13 protein-coding genes are annotated in these 14,339 nt (G+C 69.3%); 3 read left to right on the top strand and 10 right to left on the bottom strand.

Features of this window, described 5'->3' with window-relative positions; genetic code table 11:
* Nucleotides 1–14 precede the first annotated feature (14 nt).
* Nucleotides 15–686 carry an extensin family protein gene (locus tag FHR19_RS01895; RefSeq protein ID WP_184023654.1) on the bottom strand — a complete coding sequence of 224 codons (672 nt, stop codon included), beginning with the start codon at nucleotides 684–686 and terminating at the stop codon, nucleotides 15–17.
* A gap of 261 nt (nucleotides 687–947) precedes the next feature.
* Here FHR19_RS01895 and FHR19_RS01890 point away from each other — a divergent pair, with 261 nt between their 5' ends.
* Entirely contained in the window at nucleotides 948–1,376 is a 429-nt protein-coding gene (locus tag FHR19_RS01890; RefSeq protein ID WP_184023653.1) for a cupin domain-containing protein, read from the top strand.
* Nucleotides 1,373–2,227, top strand: coding sequence for a metallophosphoesterase (locus FHR19_RS01885; RefSeq protein WP_343053125.1), 855 nt, complete (start codon nucleotides 1,373–1,375; stop codon nucleotides 2,225–2,227). The genes FHR19_RS01890 and FHR19_RS01885 overlap by 4 nt, the downstream gene beginning before the upstream one ends.
* Here the strand turns inward: FHR19_RS01885 and FHR19_RS01880 are convergent.
* The 5 genes from FHR19_RS01880 to FHR19_RS01860 are packed head-to-tail and all read right to left on the bottom strand — an operon-like array spanning nucleotide 2,178 to nucleotide 8,125.
* Entirely contained in the window at nucleotides 2,178–3,017 is an 840-nt protein-coding gene (locus FHR19_RS01880) for an HpcH/HpaI aldolase/citrate lyase family protein (RefSeq protein ID WP_184023652.1), read from the bottom strand. The two genes, FHR19_RS01885 and FHR19_RS01880, sit on opposite strands and share 50 nt — an antisense overlap.
* Complete coding sequence (locus FHR19_RS01875) at nucleotides 3,014–3,466, bottom strand: MaoC family dehydratase (protein WP_184023651.1); 453 nt, start codon at nucleotides 3,464–3,466, stop codon at nucleotides 3,014–3,016. The genes FHR19_RS01880 and FHR19_RS01875 overlap by 4 nt, the downstream gene beginning before the upstream one ends.
* Nucleotides 3,466–5,352, bottom strand: coding sequence for an acetyl/propionyl/methylcrotonyl-CoA carboxylase subunit alpha (locus tag FHR19_RS01870; RefSeq protein ID WP_184023649.1), 1,887 nt, complete (start codon nucleotides 5,350–5,352; stop codon nucleotides 3,466–3,468). The genes FHR19_RS01875 and FHR19_RS01870 overlap by 1 nt, the downstream gene beginning before the upstream one ends.
* A 5-nt stretch (nucleotides 5,353–5,357) precedes the next feature.
* Nucleotides 5,358–6,959: a carboxyl transferase domain-containing protein gene (locus tag FHR19_RS01865; RefSeq protein WP_184023648.1), complete on the bottom strand. Its 1,602-nt coding sequence runs from the start codon at nucleotides 6,957–6,959 to the stop codon at nucleotides 5,358–5,360.
* Nucleotides 6,956–8,125 (bottom strand): acyl-CoA dehydrogenase family protein, encoded by a 1,170-nt coding sequence (locus FHR19_RS01860; RefSeq protein ID WP_184023647.1) that lies wholly within the window; start codon nucleotides 8,123–8,125, stop codon nucleotides 6,956–6,958. The genes FHR19_RS01865 and FHR19_RS01860 overlap by 4 nt, the downstream gene beginning before the upstream one ends.
* Before the next feature lie 93 nt (nucleotides 8,126–8,218).
* On the opposite strand from FHR19_RS01860, the gene FHR19_RS01855 reads away from it, so the two are divergent.
* Nucleotides 8,219–9,082: a LysR family transcriptional regulator gene (locus FHR19_RS01855; protein WP_184023646.1), complete on the top strand. Its 864-nt coding sequence runs from the start codon at nucleotides 8,219–8,221 to the stop codon at nucleotides 9,080–9,082.
* A 25-nt stretch (nucleotides 9,083–9,107) separates the two neighbouring features.
* Here FHR19_RS01855 and FHR19_RS01850 read toward each other — a convergent pair whose 3' ends face one another.
* The 4 genes from FHR19_RS01850 to prfB form a co-directional block, all read right to left on the bottom strand.
* Nucleotides 9,108–9,626: a hypothetical protein gene (locus FHR19_RS01850; protein WP_184023645.1), complete on the bottom strand. Its 519-nt coding sequence runs from the start codon at nucleotides 9,624–9,626 to the stop codon at nucleotides 9,108–9,110.
* Entirely contained in the window at nucleotides 9,623–12,025 is a 2,403-nt protein-coding gene (locus FHR19_RS01845) for a zinc-dependent metalloprotease (protein ID WP_184023644.1), read from the bottom strand. The genes FHR19_RS01850 and FHR19_RS01845 overlap by 4 nt, the downstream gene beginning before the upstream one ends.
* A 304-nt stretch (nucleotides 12,026–12,329) precedes the next feature.
* Nucleotides 12,330–13,106 (bottom strand): class I SAM-dependent methyltransferase, encoded by a 777-nt coding sequence (locus FHR19_RS01840; RefSeq protein ID WP_184025726.1) that lies wholly within the window; start codon nucleotides 13,104–13,106, stop codon nucleotides 12,330–12,332.
* Nucleotides 13,107–13,123: 17 nt separating this feature from the next.
* Complete coding sequence (gene prfB / locus FHR19_RS01835) at nucleotides 13,124–14,251, bottom strand: peptide chain release factor 2 (RefSeq protein ID WP_184023643.1); 1,128 nt, start codon at nucleotides 14,249–14,251, stop codon at nucleotides 13,124–13,126.
* Nucleotides 14,252–14,339: the final 88 nt, after the last annotated feature.

Here is a 14,339-nt window from a genome sequence, read left to right as displayed (position 1 = left end):
TCAGCGCTCCACGATCACCGGCACAGCGGCCGCCCGCCCATGTCGAGGTGGAAATGATTGGCGTGCGCGGCATTATATTCGGGGCCTAGCGCGGTGACGAACCGGCGGCAGGCGGACTGGAAGACGGTGCGCAGGAACCGTCGCTCCTCGTCGCTGCCGCCGTTCCAGTCATCGAGCACGCTCACGCGCCGCCCGTCGGCGAGCACGAACACCGCCACATCGACCGCGTTCGCGCGGCCATGTTCTGACAGCTTGCCGCTGCCCGCGATCGCGCGGCAATTGAACGTGCCGTAGCTTTCGATCCGCGTGAGGTCGCTGCCCAGCATCTGCTTGGCCGCAGGCGCGACGCCGTAGCGCACCCAGTTGGAGAAGTTGCGCGCCAGCGGACAGCGCATCGACTTGAGGCCCGAGACCGGCACGCCGATATCGAGCAACTGCACCGCGCCGACGACGACACAGCCGCCACCGAAATCCTGTGCGGGGAGCGTGCGATACTCGACCCGGTCGGCGTCGAGGTCGGCAAGGCACTGGCGCGTTTCGGCCGGCGGCGGTTCGGGCACGACGGGCTTGGGCGGCGGCCGCCGCTTCGGCGCGCTCGCGGCGGGTCGGCGCGGCTCGGGCCGATCGTCGCCCGACACACAAGCGAGTAGCGCGAGCGGCGCGAGGCCCGCCAGACCGATACGCATGACCGCTTGGTAGGCCAAGCGCACTGAACGGGTCGCTAACAAACGCGATCGGCCGGGCGTACCGATCGGGCGGATGGTCGAGTGAGTTACCCCAGAAGCCGGGGCGGGCAACCTGGTTTACACTCATGCCGCACCCCGGCGAAGGCAGGGGTCCAGAGCCAGCCAGCGCAACGTCGGGATGCTGGACCGCGGCCTCCGCCGGGGTACGATCGGTGTTCCGGCAACCCCTTTGCCCTAATCCGCCGGAAGGATTGGCATGAAATGAACGACCCCGAAGCCCTCATCGCCACCCTGAACCTCGCCCCGCATCCCGAGGGCGGCTGGTATCGCGAAACGTGGCGCGCGGCTGCTGCCCCCGACAGGCGGGCGGCGGCGACCGCGATCCTGTTCCTGCTGAAGGCGGGCGAGCGATCACACTGGCACCGCGTCGATGCGACCGAGCTGTGGCTCTGGCACGCGGGCGCCCCGCTCACGCTGTCGCGCGCGGCGCGCGATGCGGGGCCGGTCGAGGCGCTGCGGCTGGGCCCGGACATCCTCGGCGGCGAGCAGCCGCAATTGCGGATCGAGGCGGCCGAATGGCAGGCCGCGCACGCCGACAGCGGCTGGACGCTGGTCAGCTGCGTCGTCTCCCCCGGCTTCGACTTTGCCGGGTTCGAGCTGGCACCGCCGGGCTGGGCGCCGGACACGTGAAACGTGGCTTGCGGATCGCCGCACTCGTTCTGATCGTCGCGGCGCTCACGATCCTGACGGTGGCCTACCGCACCGCGACGGCCGATCCCGTCATTCGCGAGGCGCATCTTTCGATCCTGCCGCCGGGGGAACGCCCGCTTCACGTGCTGCTGCTGTCGGACATTCACGTCGCGGGGCCGGACATGCCCCCCGAGCGGCTCGCGCATCTCGTCACGATCGCCAACGCGCAGCGCCCCGACCTCGTGCTGATCGCGGGCGATTTCGTCAGCGACAAGCGCACGGCGACGCGGCTTTATGCCTTCGATCCCGCCACCCGCCCGCTCGCCGCGCTGCGACCGCGCCTCGGCGTCGTCGCCGTGCTCGGCAATCACGACCATTGGCGCAGCACGCGGCAGGCGCATGTCGCGCTGGCAAAGGCGGGGGTCCGCCTTCTCGACAATCAGGCCATACGCGTGGGACCGCTCGTGATCGGCGGACTCGACGATGCCTTCACGCGCCGCGCGAACCTTCCCGCCACGATCGCGGCGATGGACCGCGTCGGCGGGCTGCCGATCCTGCTGAGCCACAGCCCGGATCCCTTTCCGGCGGTGCCCGCGTCGGTGCCGCTGATGCTGGCCGGACATACGCATTGCGGCCAGATCCGCCTGCCGATCGTCGGCGCCGTCGCCACCATGTCGGCTTACGGCGATCGCTACGCCTGCGGCATCGTGCGAGAGGGCGACAAGACACTGATCGTCGGCGCCGGCCTCGGCACCAGTCTGTTGCCGCTGCGATTGGGCGCGGTGCCCGATATGTGGCTGGTTACGCTCGCCCCCCGCCGAGCGTCGCCGCGCGGTCCAGCAGCGCTCTAGCCTGTTTCAGGTGCGGCGCGTCGATCATCTTGCCGTCTAGTTGCAGCGCCCCTGCGCCCGGGTTCGCCTCGAACGCCGCGACCACGCGGGCTGCGTAGTCGAGCGCATCTGCGGACGGCGTGAAGGCGGCGTTGATCGCGGCGACCTGTGCCGGGTGGATCGCCATCATGCCGGTGAATCCGTCGCGCGCGCCCGCGGCGGCGTAGCGGGCGAGCCCGGCCTCGTCCTTGATCGACGGGAACACCGTCTCGATCGCGGGCACGCCGGCTGCATGGGCGCCGAACAGCGTCAGCGCGCGGACGACACGATAGGGGGCCGTATAACTGCCGTCATCCTCGCGGCTGGTCGCCGCGCCGATCGCGGCGGGCAGGTCCTCGGCGCCCCAGGTCAGCCCGGCGAGTCGATCCGCGACCGCCCCGTAATCGCCGAGCGCGAACACCGCGCGCGGCGTTTCGGTGGCGATCGGCAGGATCGGCGGCGCATCGCCGGTCAGCGCCAGCAGCGCCTCTACACTCGCCGCACCCTCCGCCTTGGGCAGGACGATGCCGTCCGCCTTCGCCGCCACCTGGGTGTCGGCCTCGACCCATTCGCTGCCGAGCGGATTCACCCGGACGAAGATACGCGCCGGATGCTCGTTCCGGAGGAACGCCGCGATCGCGTCGCGCGCGCGGCCCTTCGCCTCGGGCACCACCGAATCCTCGAGGTCGAGGATCAGCGCGTCCGCGCCCGACGCCAGCGCCTTGGCGAAGCGTTCGGGCCGGTCGCCGGGGACGAACAGCAACGACCTCATGCGCCGCGCGACTTCAAGAGGGCGGAGCGCAGGCAGCGGCAGACAACTTCATCGCGCTGATTCAACATCTCGTGCCGCCAGGTGACGATCCCTTGCCCCGGCCGCGACTTCGACGGCCGCAGGTCGGTCACCTCGCTCGTCGCGCGCAGCGTGTCGCCGATGAACACCGGCGACGGCATGACGAGCTGGTCGTAGCCGAGGTTAGCGACGAGGCTGCCGAGCGTCGTGTCGCCGACGCTCAGCCCCACCATCAGCGCGAAGGTGAAGGTGCCGTTGACGAGGATGCGCCCGAACTCCGACGCCTTCGCCGCCTCCGCATCCAGGTGCAGCGGCTGCGGATTGTGAGTCATGGTCGAGAAGAGGAGGTTGTCAGTCTCGGTCACCGTCCGCCGGATCTCGTGCTCGATACGGTCGCCGACCTGCCATTCGTCGAAATAGCGCCCCGCCATCAGCCCTCCCCCCGCTCGATCCGCGCGAGCAGCGCCTCGACCTGCACCTGCGCGCCGGCGGCGGCGTTGAGTTCGGCGACGGTGCCGTCGAACGGCGCGGTCAGCGTATGCTCCATCTTCATCGCTTCCAGCGTCAGGAGCTTCTGGCCCTTTACCACGGCATCACCGGCCGCAACCTCGACCGACAGCACCCGGCCCGGCATCGGCGACAGGATCGCACCGTCGGCGGCGGCGCCGGTGCCGGCGGCACCGGCCCGGTGGCGCGTGAAGGCGAAGGCGTTACCTTCTTCAACGATCACCAGCGTGTTGTCGATCAGCCGACCCGCGGTCTCAGGCTCGCCCGCCAGCAAATTGACCTCGCGCGCGGCGCCGCCGCTAGCGACCATCAGGCGGCTGCGCGGGGCGGCGTTGAGGCGGATCGGCCCGACCTCGGCCCACGCCCCGCCAGAGGCAGCCATGTCGCTTTCGGCCCAAGCGAGGGTATGCGCCGCCGCGGTCAATGCCGCATCGCTCGGCTCGGTCGCGGGCAGCAGGTTTTCGAGATTGGCGGCGATGAACCCGGTGTCGATCGCGCCGCTCCCGAAGCCCGGATGGCGCAGCGCCCGGACGAGGAACCCGGCATTGGTCGCGACGGGCCAGACGCCGACGCTCTCCATTTCGTCGGCCAGCATCTCAATCGCCGCATCGCGGGTTTCGGCATGGACGATCAGCTTGGCAATCATCGGGTCATAGAAGGGCGTTACCGCGCCGCCCTCGACCACGCCCGTCTCGACGCGCAACGCCCCGTGCGGCAGGTCGAGCACCGACAAGTCGCCGGTCGACGGCAGGAAGCCGCTATTGGGGTTCTCCGCATAGAGCCGTGCCTCAATCGCGTGGCCGTCGATCGACAGTTCGTCCTGCCGCTTGGGCAGCGGCTCGCCGCTTGCCACGCGCAGTTGCCATTCGACCAGATCGACGCCGGTGATCTCCTCGGTGACCGGATGCTCGACCTGAAGCCGCGTGTTCATTTCCATGAACCAGGTGCGGTCGGCCCGCAGGCCGTCGCTTGCGTCGGCGATGAACTCGATCGTCCCCGCGCCAACATAGTCGACCGCCTCAGCCGCGCGGACCGCGGCAGCGCAGATCGCCGCCCGCGTCACTTCGTCCATGCCCGGCGCCGGGGCTTCCTCGATCACCTTTTGGTGGCGGCGCTGAAGCGAGCAGTCGCGTTCGAACAGGTGGACGACGTTGCCATGCGTGTCACCGAACACCTGCACCTCGATATGCCGGGGCGAGAGGATGTATTTCTCGATCAGCACGCGATCGTCGCCGAACGATGCCGCCGCCTCGCGCTTGCACGAGGCGAGCGCGTCGGCGAAGTCGGCGGACGCCTCGACCCGGCGCATCCCCTTGCCGCCGCCGCCTGCCACCGCCTTGATGAGTACGGGATAGCCGATCGCATCGGCCTCCGCCTGCAAGCGCGCGGGCGACTGGTCCTGGCCCAGATAGCCGGGGGTGACGGGCACGCCCGCCTCAGCCATCAGCTTCTTGGCGGCGTCCTTCAGCCCCATCGCGCGGATCGAATGCGGCGTCGCACCGACCCAGATCAGGCCCGCCGCCGCCACCGCCTCGGCGAACTCGGCATTTTCGGACAGGAAGCCGTAGCCGGGGTGGATCGCCTCCGCCCCCGTCGCCTTCGCCGCGGCAATGATCTTCTCGGCCACGAGGTAGCTTTCGCGCGCCGGCGACGGGCCGATGTGCACCGCCTCGTCCGCCTGTCGTACATGCAGCGCGCCGGCATCGGCATCGGAATAGACCGCAACGGTGCGGATGCCCATCGCCTGCGCGGTGCGGATGATGCGGCAGGCGATCTCGCCGCGATTGGCGATCAGGAGAGAGCGGATCATCGGCATCACATCCGGAACACGCCGAACGACGGGCGCTCGGGAATGGGGGCGTTGAGACTGGCGGCGAGCGCGAGGCCGAGGACGTCGCGCGTCTGCACCGGATCGACGATGCCGTCGTCCCACAGGCGCGCGGTGGCGTGCCAGGGATTGCCCTGTGCCTCGTAATCGTCGCGGATCGGCTGCTTGAACGCCTCCGCCTGTTCCGGCGTCCAGTTGGCGGCGTCGCGGTGGACGGTCGCCAGCACGCTGGCTGCCTGCTCCCCGCCCATCACGCTGATGCGGCTGTTGGGCCAGCTGAACAGGAAGCGGGGCGAGTAAGCGCGCCCGCACATGCCGTAATTGCCCGCACCGAAGCTGCCGCCGATCAGGACCGTCAGCTTTGGCACCGTCGCCGTCGCGACCGCGGTGACGAGCTTGGCGCCGTGCTTGGCGATCCCCTCCGCCTCGTACTTCCCGCCGACCATGAAGCCGGAGATGTTCTGTAGGAACAGGAGCGGTACGCGCCGCTGCTGCGCGAGTTCGATGAAGTGCGCGCCCTTGACCGCGCTTTCGCTGAACAGCACGCCGTTGTTCGCGAGGATCGCGACCGGCATCCCCCATAGATGCGCGAAGCCGCAGACGAGGCTCGATCCGTAGAGCGCCTTGAACTCGTGGAACTCGCTGCCGTCGACCAGCCGCGCGATCACCTCGTGCACGTCGTACGGCGCGCGCACGTCCTGCGGCACGATGCCGTAGAGTTCTTCGGCCGCGTATTTTGGCTCGCGGGGTTCGCGCAGCGTCAGGCCGTGCGCAAAGTCGGCCGGCAGCGTCGAGACGATGTCGCGAACGATTGCCAGGGCGTGCTCGTCATTCTCGGCGACATGATCGACCACGCCCGAACGGCGCCCGTGCAGATCGCCGCCGCCCAGATCCTCGGCGCTGATCTCCTCCCCCGTCGCCGCCTTCACCAGCGGCGGGCCGGCAAGGAAGATCGTGCCCTGGTTGCGGACGATGACGCTCTCGTCGCTCATCGCCGGCACATACGCGCCGCCGGCGGTGCAGCTGCCCATCACGCAGGCGATCTGGGCAATGCCCTTGGCGCTCATGTTCGCCTGGTTGAAGAAGATGCGGCCGAAATGGTCGCGGTCGGGAAACACCTCGGCCTGATGCGGCAGGTTGGCGCCGCCCGAGTCCACTAGGTAGATGCACGGCAGCCGGTTGGCCTCCGCGATCTCCTGCGCGCGCAGGTGCTTCTTCACCGTCATCGGGAAATAGGTGCCGCCCTTCACCGTCGCGTCGTTGGCGACGATCATGACGGTGCGTCCCGACACGCGGCCGATCCCGGCAATCACGCCCGCACCGGGCACTTCGCCGTCGTAGAGGTCGAAAGCCGCGAACTGGCCGATTTCGAGGAACGGCGAGCCCGGATCGAGCAGCCGCTCGACCCGCTCGCGGGGCAGCAGCTTGCCGCGCGCGGTGTGCTTCTCGCGCGCCTTCTCGCTACCGCCAAGCGCGGCCTTCGCCACGTCGGCGCGTAGCTTCTCGGCTAGCGCGCGATTGTGCGCGGCATTGGCGCGAAAGGCATCGCTGTCGGGCTGGACCTGCGTCGGCAGGACCGGCGCGCTCACTGCGCCACCCGCTCGGCCGCGCCGATCAGTTCGCGGCCGATCAGCATCCGGCGGATCTCGTTGGTCCCCGCGCCGATGTCGAGCAGCTTGGCATCGCGCAGGAACCGCTCGACCGGCCAGTCCTTCGTATAGCCGGCGCCGCCCAGCGCCTGCACCGCCTCGCCCGCCACCTTGAACGCGTTCTCACTGGCCAGCAGGATCGCGCCCGCCGCATCGAACCGGGTGGTGCGCCCCGCGTCACAGCTCCGCGCCACGGCATAAACATACGCTCGCGCCGAATTGAGCGCGACGTACATGTCGGCGATCTTGGCCTGCATCAGCTGGAAGCTGCCGATCGCTTGCCCAAACTGCTTGCGCTCACGAAGATACGGCACGACCACGTCGAGGCACGCCTGCATGATCCCGAGCTGGATGCCGGCGAGCACCGTGCGCTCATAGTCGAGGCCGCTCATCAGCACGCCGACGCCGCCATTCTCCGGCCCCATCACGTTTTCGGCGGGCACGAAGCAGTCGTCGAACACGAGCTCGGCGGTCGGCGAACCGCGCATCCCCATCTTGTCGATCTTCTGCCCGATCGAGAAGCCGGGCATGTCCTTTTCGATCAGGAACGTCGTGATCCCGCGACTGCCCTCGCCCGTCTTGGCATAGACGACGAGCACGTCGGCATAGGCGGCGTTGGTGATCCAGAACTTGGTGCCGTTGAGCTTCCACCCGCCCTCGACCGGGGTCGCGCGCAGCTTCATCGAGACGACGTCCGAGCCCGCGCTCGCCTCCGACATGGCGAGGCTGCCGACATGCTCGCCGGAGATCAGCTTGGGCAGGTACTTCGCCTTCTGCTCGGCATTAGCCCAGCGCGCGATCTGGTTGACGCACAGGTTCGAATGCGCGCCATAAGAAAGCCCGATCGAGGCCGAGGCCCGCGCCACTTCCTCGCACGCGATGACGTGTTCGAGATAGCCGAGGCCGAGCCCGCCGTCCGCCTCCGCCACCGTAATGCCGTGCAGGCCGAGCTCACCCATCGCCGCCCACAGTTCCTCGCGCGGAAACCAGTCGTCAGCGTCGATGCGCGCGGCGAGCGGCGCGACGCGCTCGCTGGCGAACCGCTGCGTCACGTCGCGGATCATGTCGGCGCTTTCACCCAGCGCGAAGTCGAAATCGGGGGTCATGCCCTCTCCAGTCAGCTATTTTGCGGCTCTTCTACCCCGTCCCGGCTCCCGAGGGAAATTGATGCCGGCGGAATCGGGCGATAGACGGGGTCTATGATCGACCGCTATCTGCTGCGCTATTTCCTGGGGGTGGTCGATCACGGCAACTTCTCCCGCGCCGCCCGCGCCGCCGGCGTGTCGCAGCCGACGCTGTCGTCGGGCATCGCCAAGCTGGAGCGGCTGGTCGGCGCACCGGTGTTCGAGCGGGACAGCCGCCGGGTCGAGCTGACGCTTGCCGGCACGCGCCTGCTCGCCCATGCCCGCCGGATCGAGGCCGAGTTCGCCGAGGTCGAGCGGGCGGGTGCCGACACCGCTCCCGCGCGCCTGATCCGCATCGGCATCGCGCCGTCGATCCCCGCCGCGATGGTCGAACGCGCGGTCGCCGCCGCGCGCGTTGCCGCGCCCGACGAGCGGCTCGAACTGGTCGAGGGGACGCGCCGCGACCTCATCGCCCGCCTCGACCGCCGCCGCCTCGACGCCGTGGTTGCGCCGGCCGAGGGTGACTTCACCGGCGAATTGCTCTTCGAGGAAGGCTATGCCGTCGCCATGGCCTCGACCCACCGGCTCGCCGGCCGCGACCGCGTGACGGCGGAGGAGATCGCCGGCGAGACGATGCTGGTCCGCCGCCACTGCGAAGCGCTCGCCGCCGTCAGCCGCCACTTCACCGACCGCGGGGTGCGGCCGTTCTTCGCGGCGCGCACCACCAACGACGAATGGGCGCTGGCGCATGTCCGCGCGGGCCTCGGCATCACGGTGATGCCGCGCTGCTTCGCCGGGCCGGGGGTGGCGATGGCCGAGCTTGCCGGGTTCGACCGACGGCGGCGGGTGGCGATCATGGTGGATGCAGCGGGGGGAAGAGCGGCGGCGTCGGGAAGCTATGCGGCGATGCGGGAGGCGTTGTGCGTCTCACAAACATAACCTCGCGCCTGTTATGCAGCAGTTCTCACTGACGATTTCGGCCGGACGCCGCTTGAAGGGAGACACCACACGCTTCCGCTTCTGCCTCGCTCAACGCCTTCCAATCCCGCGTCAGACCGGCGACATGCGAGACCACTGGCGCCAGGTGCTCGATCACGTTCAGTCCATCCGCCGTCATCCGCGACGTTTCAATCAGAACGTAGCACCGATCGGTGATAACCTCGATCGATCCGTCGCTTTGTAGGGTGGCCGAATTCAATTCCTTGATCTGCAAACCTTGCGCCAGCGCCACCGTAACCCGATCCGCCGGCAGGCCTATCAGCCATTCGCTGCCAGGAAGACGATATGCAGTCCGATCCACCGGCGGCGCCCTTAGGGTCACAGGAGGGGGCGCCTGAACGTTCGGTAGCATCTGCTGCCCGTCCGAAGCCGCATCGACCGTCGAATAGACGGGCGATGCCGAGAGCGACGACACGCAAATCGCCAAAAGTTCTCCAGCACCCCTCAGAACCGAGCGGCCACTGCCAAGCAGCAACACCCTCATTCGCTCCCGAACCACTCGCTCTCGATCGGCATCCCCGGCGGGATCGTCGGCTTGGCCTGCCGCTTTGCCAACTCCGCCTTCAGCCGCTCCTCGTCGCCGAGCACGCCGGCCAGATGCCGCGACCAGGCATCGCCCTTCCCTGACCGCGCCGCCAGCCGGGACAGGCGATCGCCGAGCGCCGCCGCCACCTCGGGCGAAGTCGCGGGATCGCGCGCGGTCGCGGCCATCGTCATCGCCGCGCGCCACGCGATGCGGCGGGCGACCGGATCGCTGCCCGGCGTCAGCACGCGGGCGTCGAGGCGACCCAGCACCGACTCGATCCCCGGCAGCGACGGCTCGCGGCGATGCTGCTCGACCAGCCGGGCGAGGCGCGCGGGGGCGAGCAGGCTGTCGAGCGGCACCTGCGCCGCGACATCGGCGGCGACCAGCGGGTCGAAGGCGGGGCCGGCGGCGGTGCGCAGCACTTCCTGATTATATTGCGGGTCGCCCGTCACGTTGGTCGCCGACGACAGCGGCAGGACGAGGCCCGCGGGCACCGTCAGCGTCTCTGCCGACAGCGTCCCCACCAGCGCGTCGATCGCGGCCAGCTGCGTCGCCGCCGCCACCGGCGTCGGCACCGGCCCTCCATCCCCCGCCAGCGCATAGCGCGTGTCGATCCCGCCGATCAGCTTGCCCGCGGCATCGACGGCATAGCGGTGGAACAGCCAGACCGGCACGAACTTGCGCCGAAGGTCCGACAGCGGCTCCCCGGCGCGCAGCACCTGCGGCCCGAACCGCGACAGCGCGATGCGCCGCACCTCCAGCTGGTGCGCCAGATGCGCGAGCGGGTCCCCCCCGTCGTCCCACATGCTGCCATAGGGATTGGGCGCATCGGCCGAGCGCCCGTCGGTGTCGGTGGCATAGCGCAGCCCCTGTGCGGCCGCCGCCCGCGCGATCCCGCCCGCATCATCGGTCGCGCCATAGAGCCAGTCGACCGCGAACCGGTCCCACGCGCCGATGCCGGGCGCATAGGCGTCCGACAGGTCGAGCGCGCCGTCCGTCACCTTCACCCGCGGCCCGGGATAGTCCATCACCGACGCGCGATCCTGCGTGCTCGCGGCGAAATTGTGCGCGAAGCCAAGCGCGTGGCCGACCTCGTGCGCGCCCAGCTGCCGGATGCGGTCGAGCGACGCTTTCACCGGGTCCTGCCCCCCGCCGCTGTCGTTGCCGGCGGTCCCCACCAGCCCCTCGAAGATCACCATGTCCTGCCGGACGCGCAGCGCACCGATGACGACATTGCCCTTGATGATTTCGCCCGTGCGCGGATCGGTGATGCCGCCGCCGTACGACCAGCCGCGCGTCAGCCGGTTCGACCAGTTGACCATATTGTAGCGCACGTCCATCGGATCGGCGCCCGGCGGCAGGATCTCCGCGCGGAACGCGTCGATCAGCCCCGCCGCCTCGAACGCGTCGCGCCAGTAATTGACGCCCTCCATCAGCGCGGTGCGGATCGGTTCCGGCGCGGCCGGATCGATATAGAAGACGATCGGTTTCTTCACGCGCGACCGCGGCGCTGTGGGATCGACCTTTTCCAGCCGAAACCGGTTGGCGAGCTGTTGCAGCACCGGCGAGCCGAGCGGGCTGCCATAATCGTAATAGCTCGTCCCGAACGCGCCCGATCGGATGTCGAGCCGACGCGGCGCGAAGCCCGGCGGCGGCAGGCGGACGAAGCTGTGATGCACGACGAAGCTCGCCTGGCGCGGTTCGGGTGCGATCGACGACACTTCGCGCCCCGGCGTGTCGGACGTGTAGGTCTGCACCGCGTCGATCTCGACATTGTCGGGGAACGCCTTGATCGAGCCGAGGTCGACCGCGCTAAGGTCCCCCGCCAGCTTGAACCCCTTGCCCGCGCGGCCCCCGATGGCGAGGTCGGCGCCCGACCCGCTCCCGTTCAGCGTATCGGCGATATTGAGGATATCGCGCGTCAGGAACGGCGACAGGTCGACCGTCAGCGATCCGTCCGCCCCGGTCGAGACGATATCCAGCATCGCCGCGATGCTGAACGCGAAACTCTCCCGCGCGCCGCGCTCGGTGCCCGCATCGCCGGTGGCGCGGAAGCGGGTGTTCTCGAAGGTAACGGCGACCTTCTTGCCGTAACGGCGAAAGGCGACGATCTGCTCCGGCCCCACCTGTCCCCGGTCGAGCGCGATCTCGGCCGAGCCGAGCCCGCTGCGCAGCGCGGCGACATGGATGAAGCGGCCGGCAATGCCCTGCGCATCGGGCGGCGGCAGCGTGACGAGTACGCGCGCATCGGCAGGGTCGGCCTTGATCGCCAGCATCGGCGCGTCGGCACGCGTCTGCGCCTGCGCGCCGCTCGCCACCGCCATCACCGCCGTCGCCGCCCAGAAAGCGTGCCGCATCAACCCATCCCCCTTTGTCGAGACCTGAGCATGGCCGCGGGTCGTGAACGGGGCAACCATCCTGCGTGATTCCGCCTTATCCCGTCATCCCAGCGAAAGCCGGGATCGCTGCCGGCAACAGGAGCGCGCGGCCACAAAGAGACCCCAGCCTTCGCTGGGGTGACGGAGGGGGGCCAGGGAGGGGGCGGCCGTATCCCCCCCTCACAAGGGGAGGGGTCGGGGGTGGGTCGGCCGGTTGTCGGCCGCGTAAGAGCCTCACGGCCCTACCCACCCCAGCCCATCCCTTCCAGGGAGGGGAGAAGGGTCAGTCCGGCATGTCGCCCGTCGCGCGGGGCTGTGGCATCGCGGGGCCATCCGCCCGGTCGATACGGCAGGCGCGGATCGTCTCGGGCTTGGGGCGATCGCCCTCCGCGCGGAAGGCGGCGACATAGCCGCCTGCGCTCGGCATCTCCTCACGCCGGACGAGCTTGTAGCCGACCGCGGCGAACTCGCATTCGAGGAGCGCGGGGGGCGTCCCGTGATTCTCGGTCGCGCGATTGGCATCGACGACGATCACCTCGCCGCCGGGTCGCAGCGACGGGCGCATCCGCCACAGGAACTCGTACGGCTCGGCGATCTCGTGGTACATGTGCACCATCAGGATCCGGTCGAAGCTGTTCTCGGGCAGCCGCGGATCCTCGGGCAGGCCCAGCCGCACGCTGACATTGTCCAGTCGCTCGCGCGCCACGCGCTGGGCCAAGCCGTCGCGAACCTCTGGCACGATGTCCTCGGCCAGCACGCGGCCGTCCTCACCCACCCGCGCCGCGAGGCGAATGGTGTAATACCCCTCGCCCGCGCCAATGTCGGCGACGGTCATGCCGGGCTTGATCCCCGCCTTGTCCATGACGGTCGCGCCTTCCTTGACGCGGTCGCGCGCTTCCTCGGTCGACCAGCGGGCGGAGACGATCGTCGCGACGGGGCGGTCGGCGGCGGGGAAGCGGCCCTCGACTTTTTCCTCGGTCCTGTTCGCCGCGGGGGCCTTCACCGGCGCCTCGCACGCCGTTGCCGCCAGCGCGAGCGCCGGTGCCAGCCATGTCAGCATCGGCGCCCCCCGCTTGCTCAATCGACGTCCTCCACCTCGACCTTTTCACCGGTCACGCGCTGCGACAGCGCGGCGGCCATGAACGGGTCGAGCGCCCCGTCTAGCACGTCCGACGGCGCGGTCGAAGTCACGCCGGTGCGCAGATCCTTGACCAGCTGATAGGGCTGGAGGACGTAGGAGCGGATCTGGTGGCCCCAACCGATCTCGGTCTTGGCCGAGTAGTCGCTCATCGCCGCCGCCTCGCGCTTCTGAAGCTCGGCTTCGTAGAGGCGGGCGCGCAGCATCCCCATCGCGGTCGCACGGTTCTTGTGCTGAGAACGGTCGTTCTGGCTGGCGACGATGATGCCCGAGGGCACGTGGGTGATGCGGACCGCCGAATCGGTGGTGTTGACGTGCTGTCCGCCCGCACCCGACGCGCGATAGGTGTCGATCTTGAGGTCGCTTTCGTTGATCTCGATGTCGATCGAATCGTCGATCACCGGATAGACCCACACCGACGAGAAGCTGGTGTGCCGCCGCGCCGAGCTGTCATAGGGACTGATGCGGACGAGTCGGTGCACGCCGCTCTCGGTCTTGGCATAGCCATAGGCGTTCTCGCCCTTGAGCAGCAGCGTCGCCGACTTGATCCCCGCCTGATCGCCGGCATGATAGTCGACGATCTCGACCTTCATGCCCTTTCGCTCGGCCCATCGCGCGTACATGCGCTGGAGCATCTCGGCCCAGTCCTGGCTCTCGGTGCCGCCGGCACCAGCGTGCACTTCCAGATAGGCGTCGTTTGCGTCGGCTTCGCCCGCCAAGAGCGCCTTGATCTTGTCTTCCTCGGCGCGCGCGGCGAGTGCCCTGAGGCCCGCGACGCCCTCCTCGGCCATCTCGGCATCGCCCTCGGCATCGGCCATGTCGATCAGTTCGGCGGTGTCGCTCAGTTCACGCTCGATCGCCCGCGTCGCGCCGATCGCGGTGTCGAGCCGCTGGCGCTCGCGCATCACTTCCTGCGCGGCGCGCGGATTGTCCCACAAGGTCGGGTCCTCGACGCGCGCATTGAGCTCGTCGAGCCGGCGCAGCGCACGATCCCAATCGAGAAAGCGGCGTAAGAGCGCGAGCGCGTCGTTGATCTGGTCGGCATAGGCCTGCGCTTCGGCGCGCATGGGAAACTCCAATTCTCTGAACGTCATTCCAGCGAAGGCTGGAATCGCTGGCGATCCTGCGCCCGCCAACCGGGCGATCCCGGCCTCT

This window comes from Sphingomonas yantingensis, from assembly GCF_014199325.1.
Classification (GTDB): domain Bacteria; phylum Pseudomonadota; class Alphaproteobacteria; order Sphingomonadales; family Sphingomonadaceae; genus Sphingomonas; species Sphingomonas yantingensis.
This window is presented reverse-complemented; position numbering and strand designations above follow the sequence as displayed.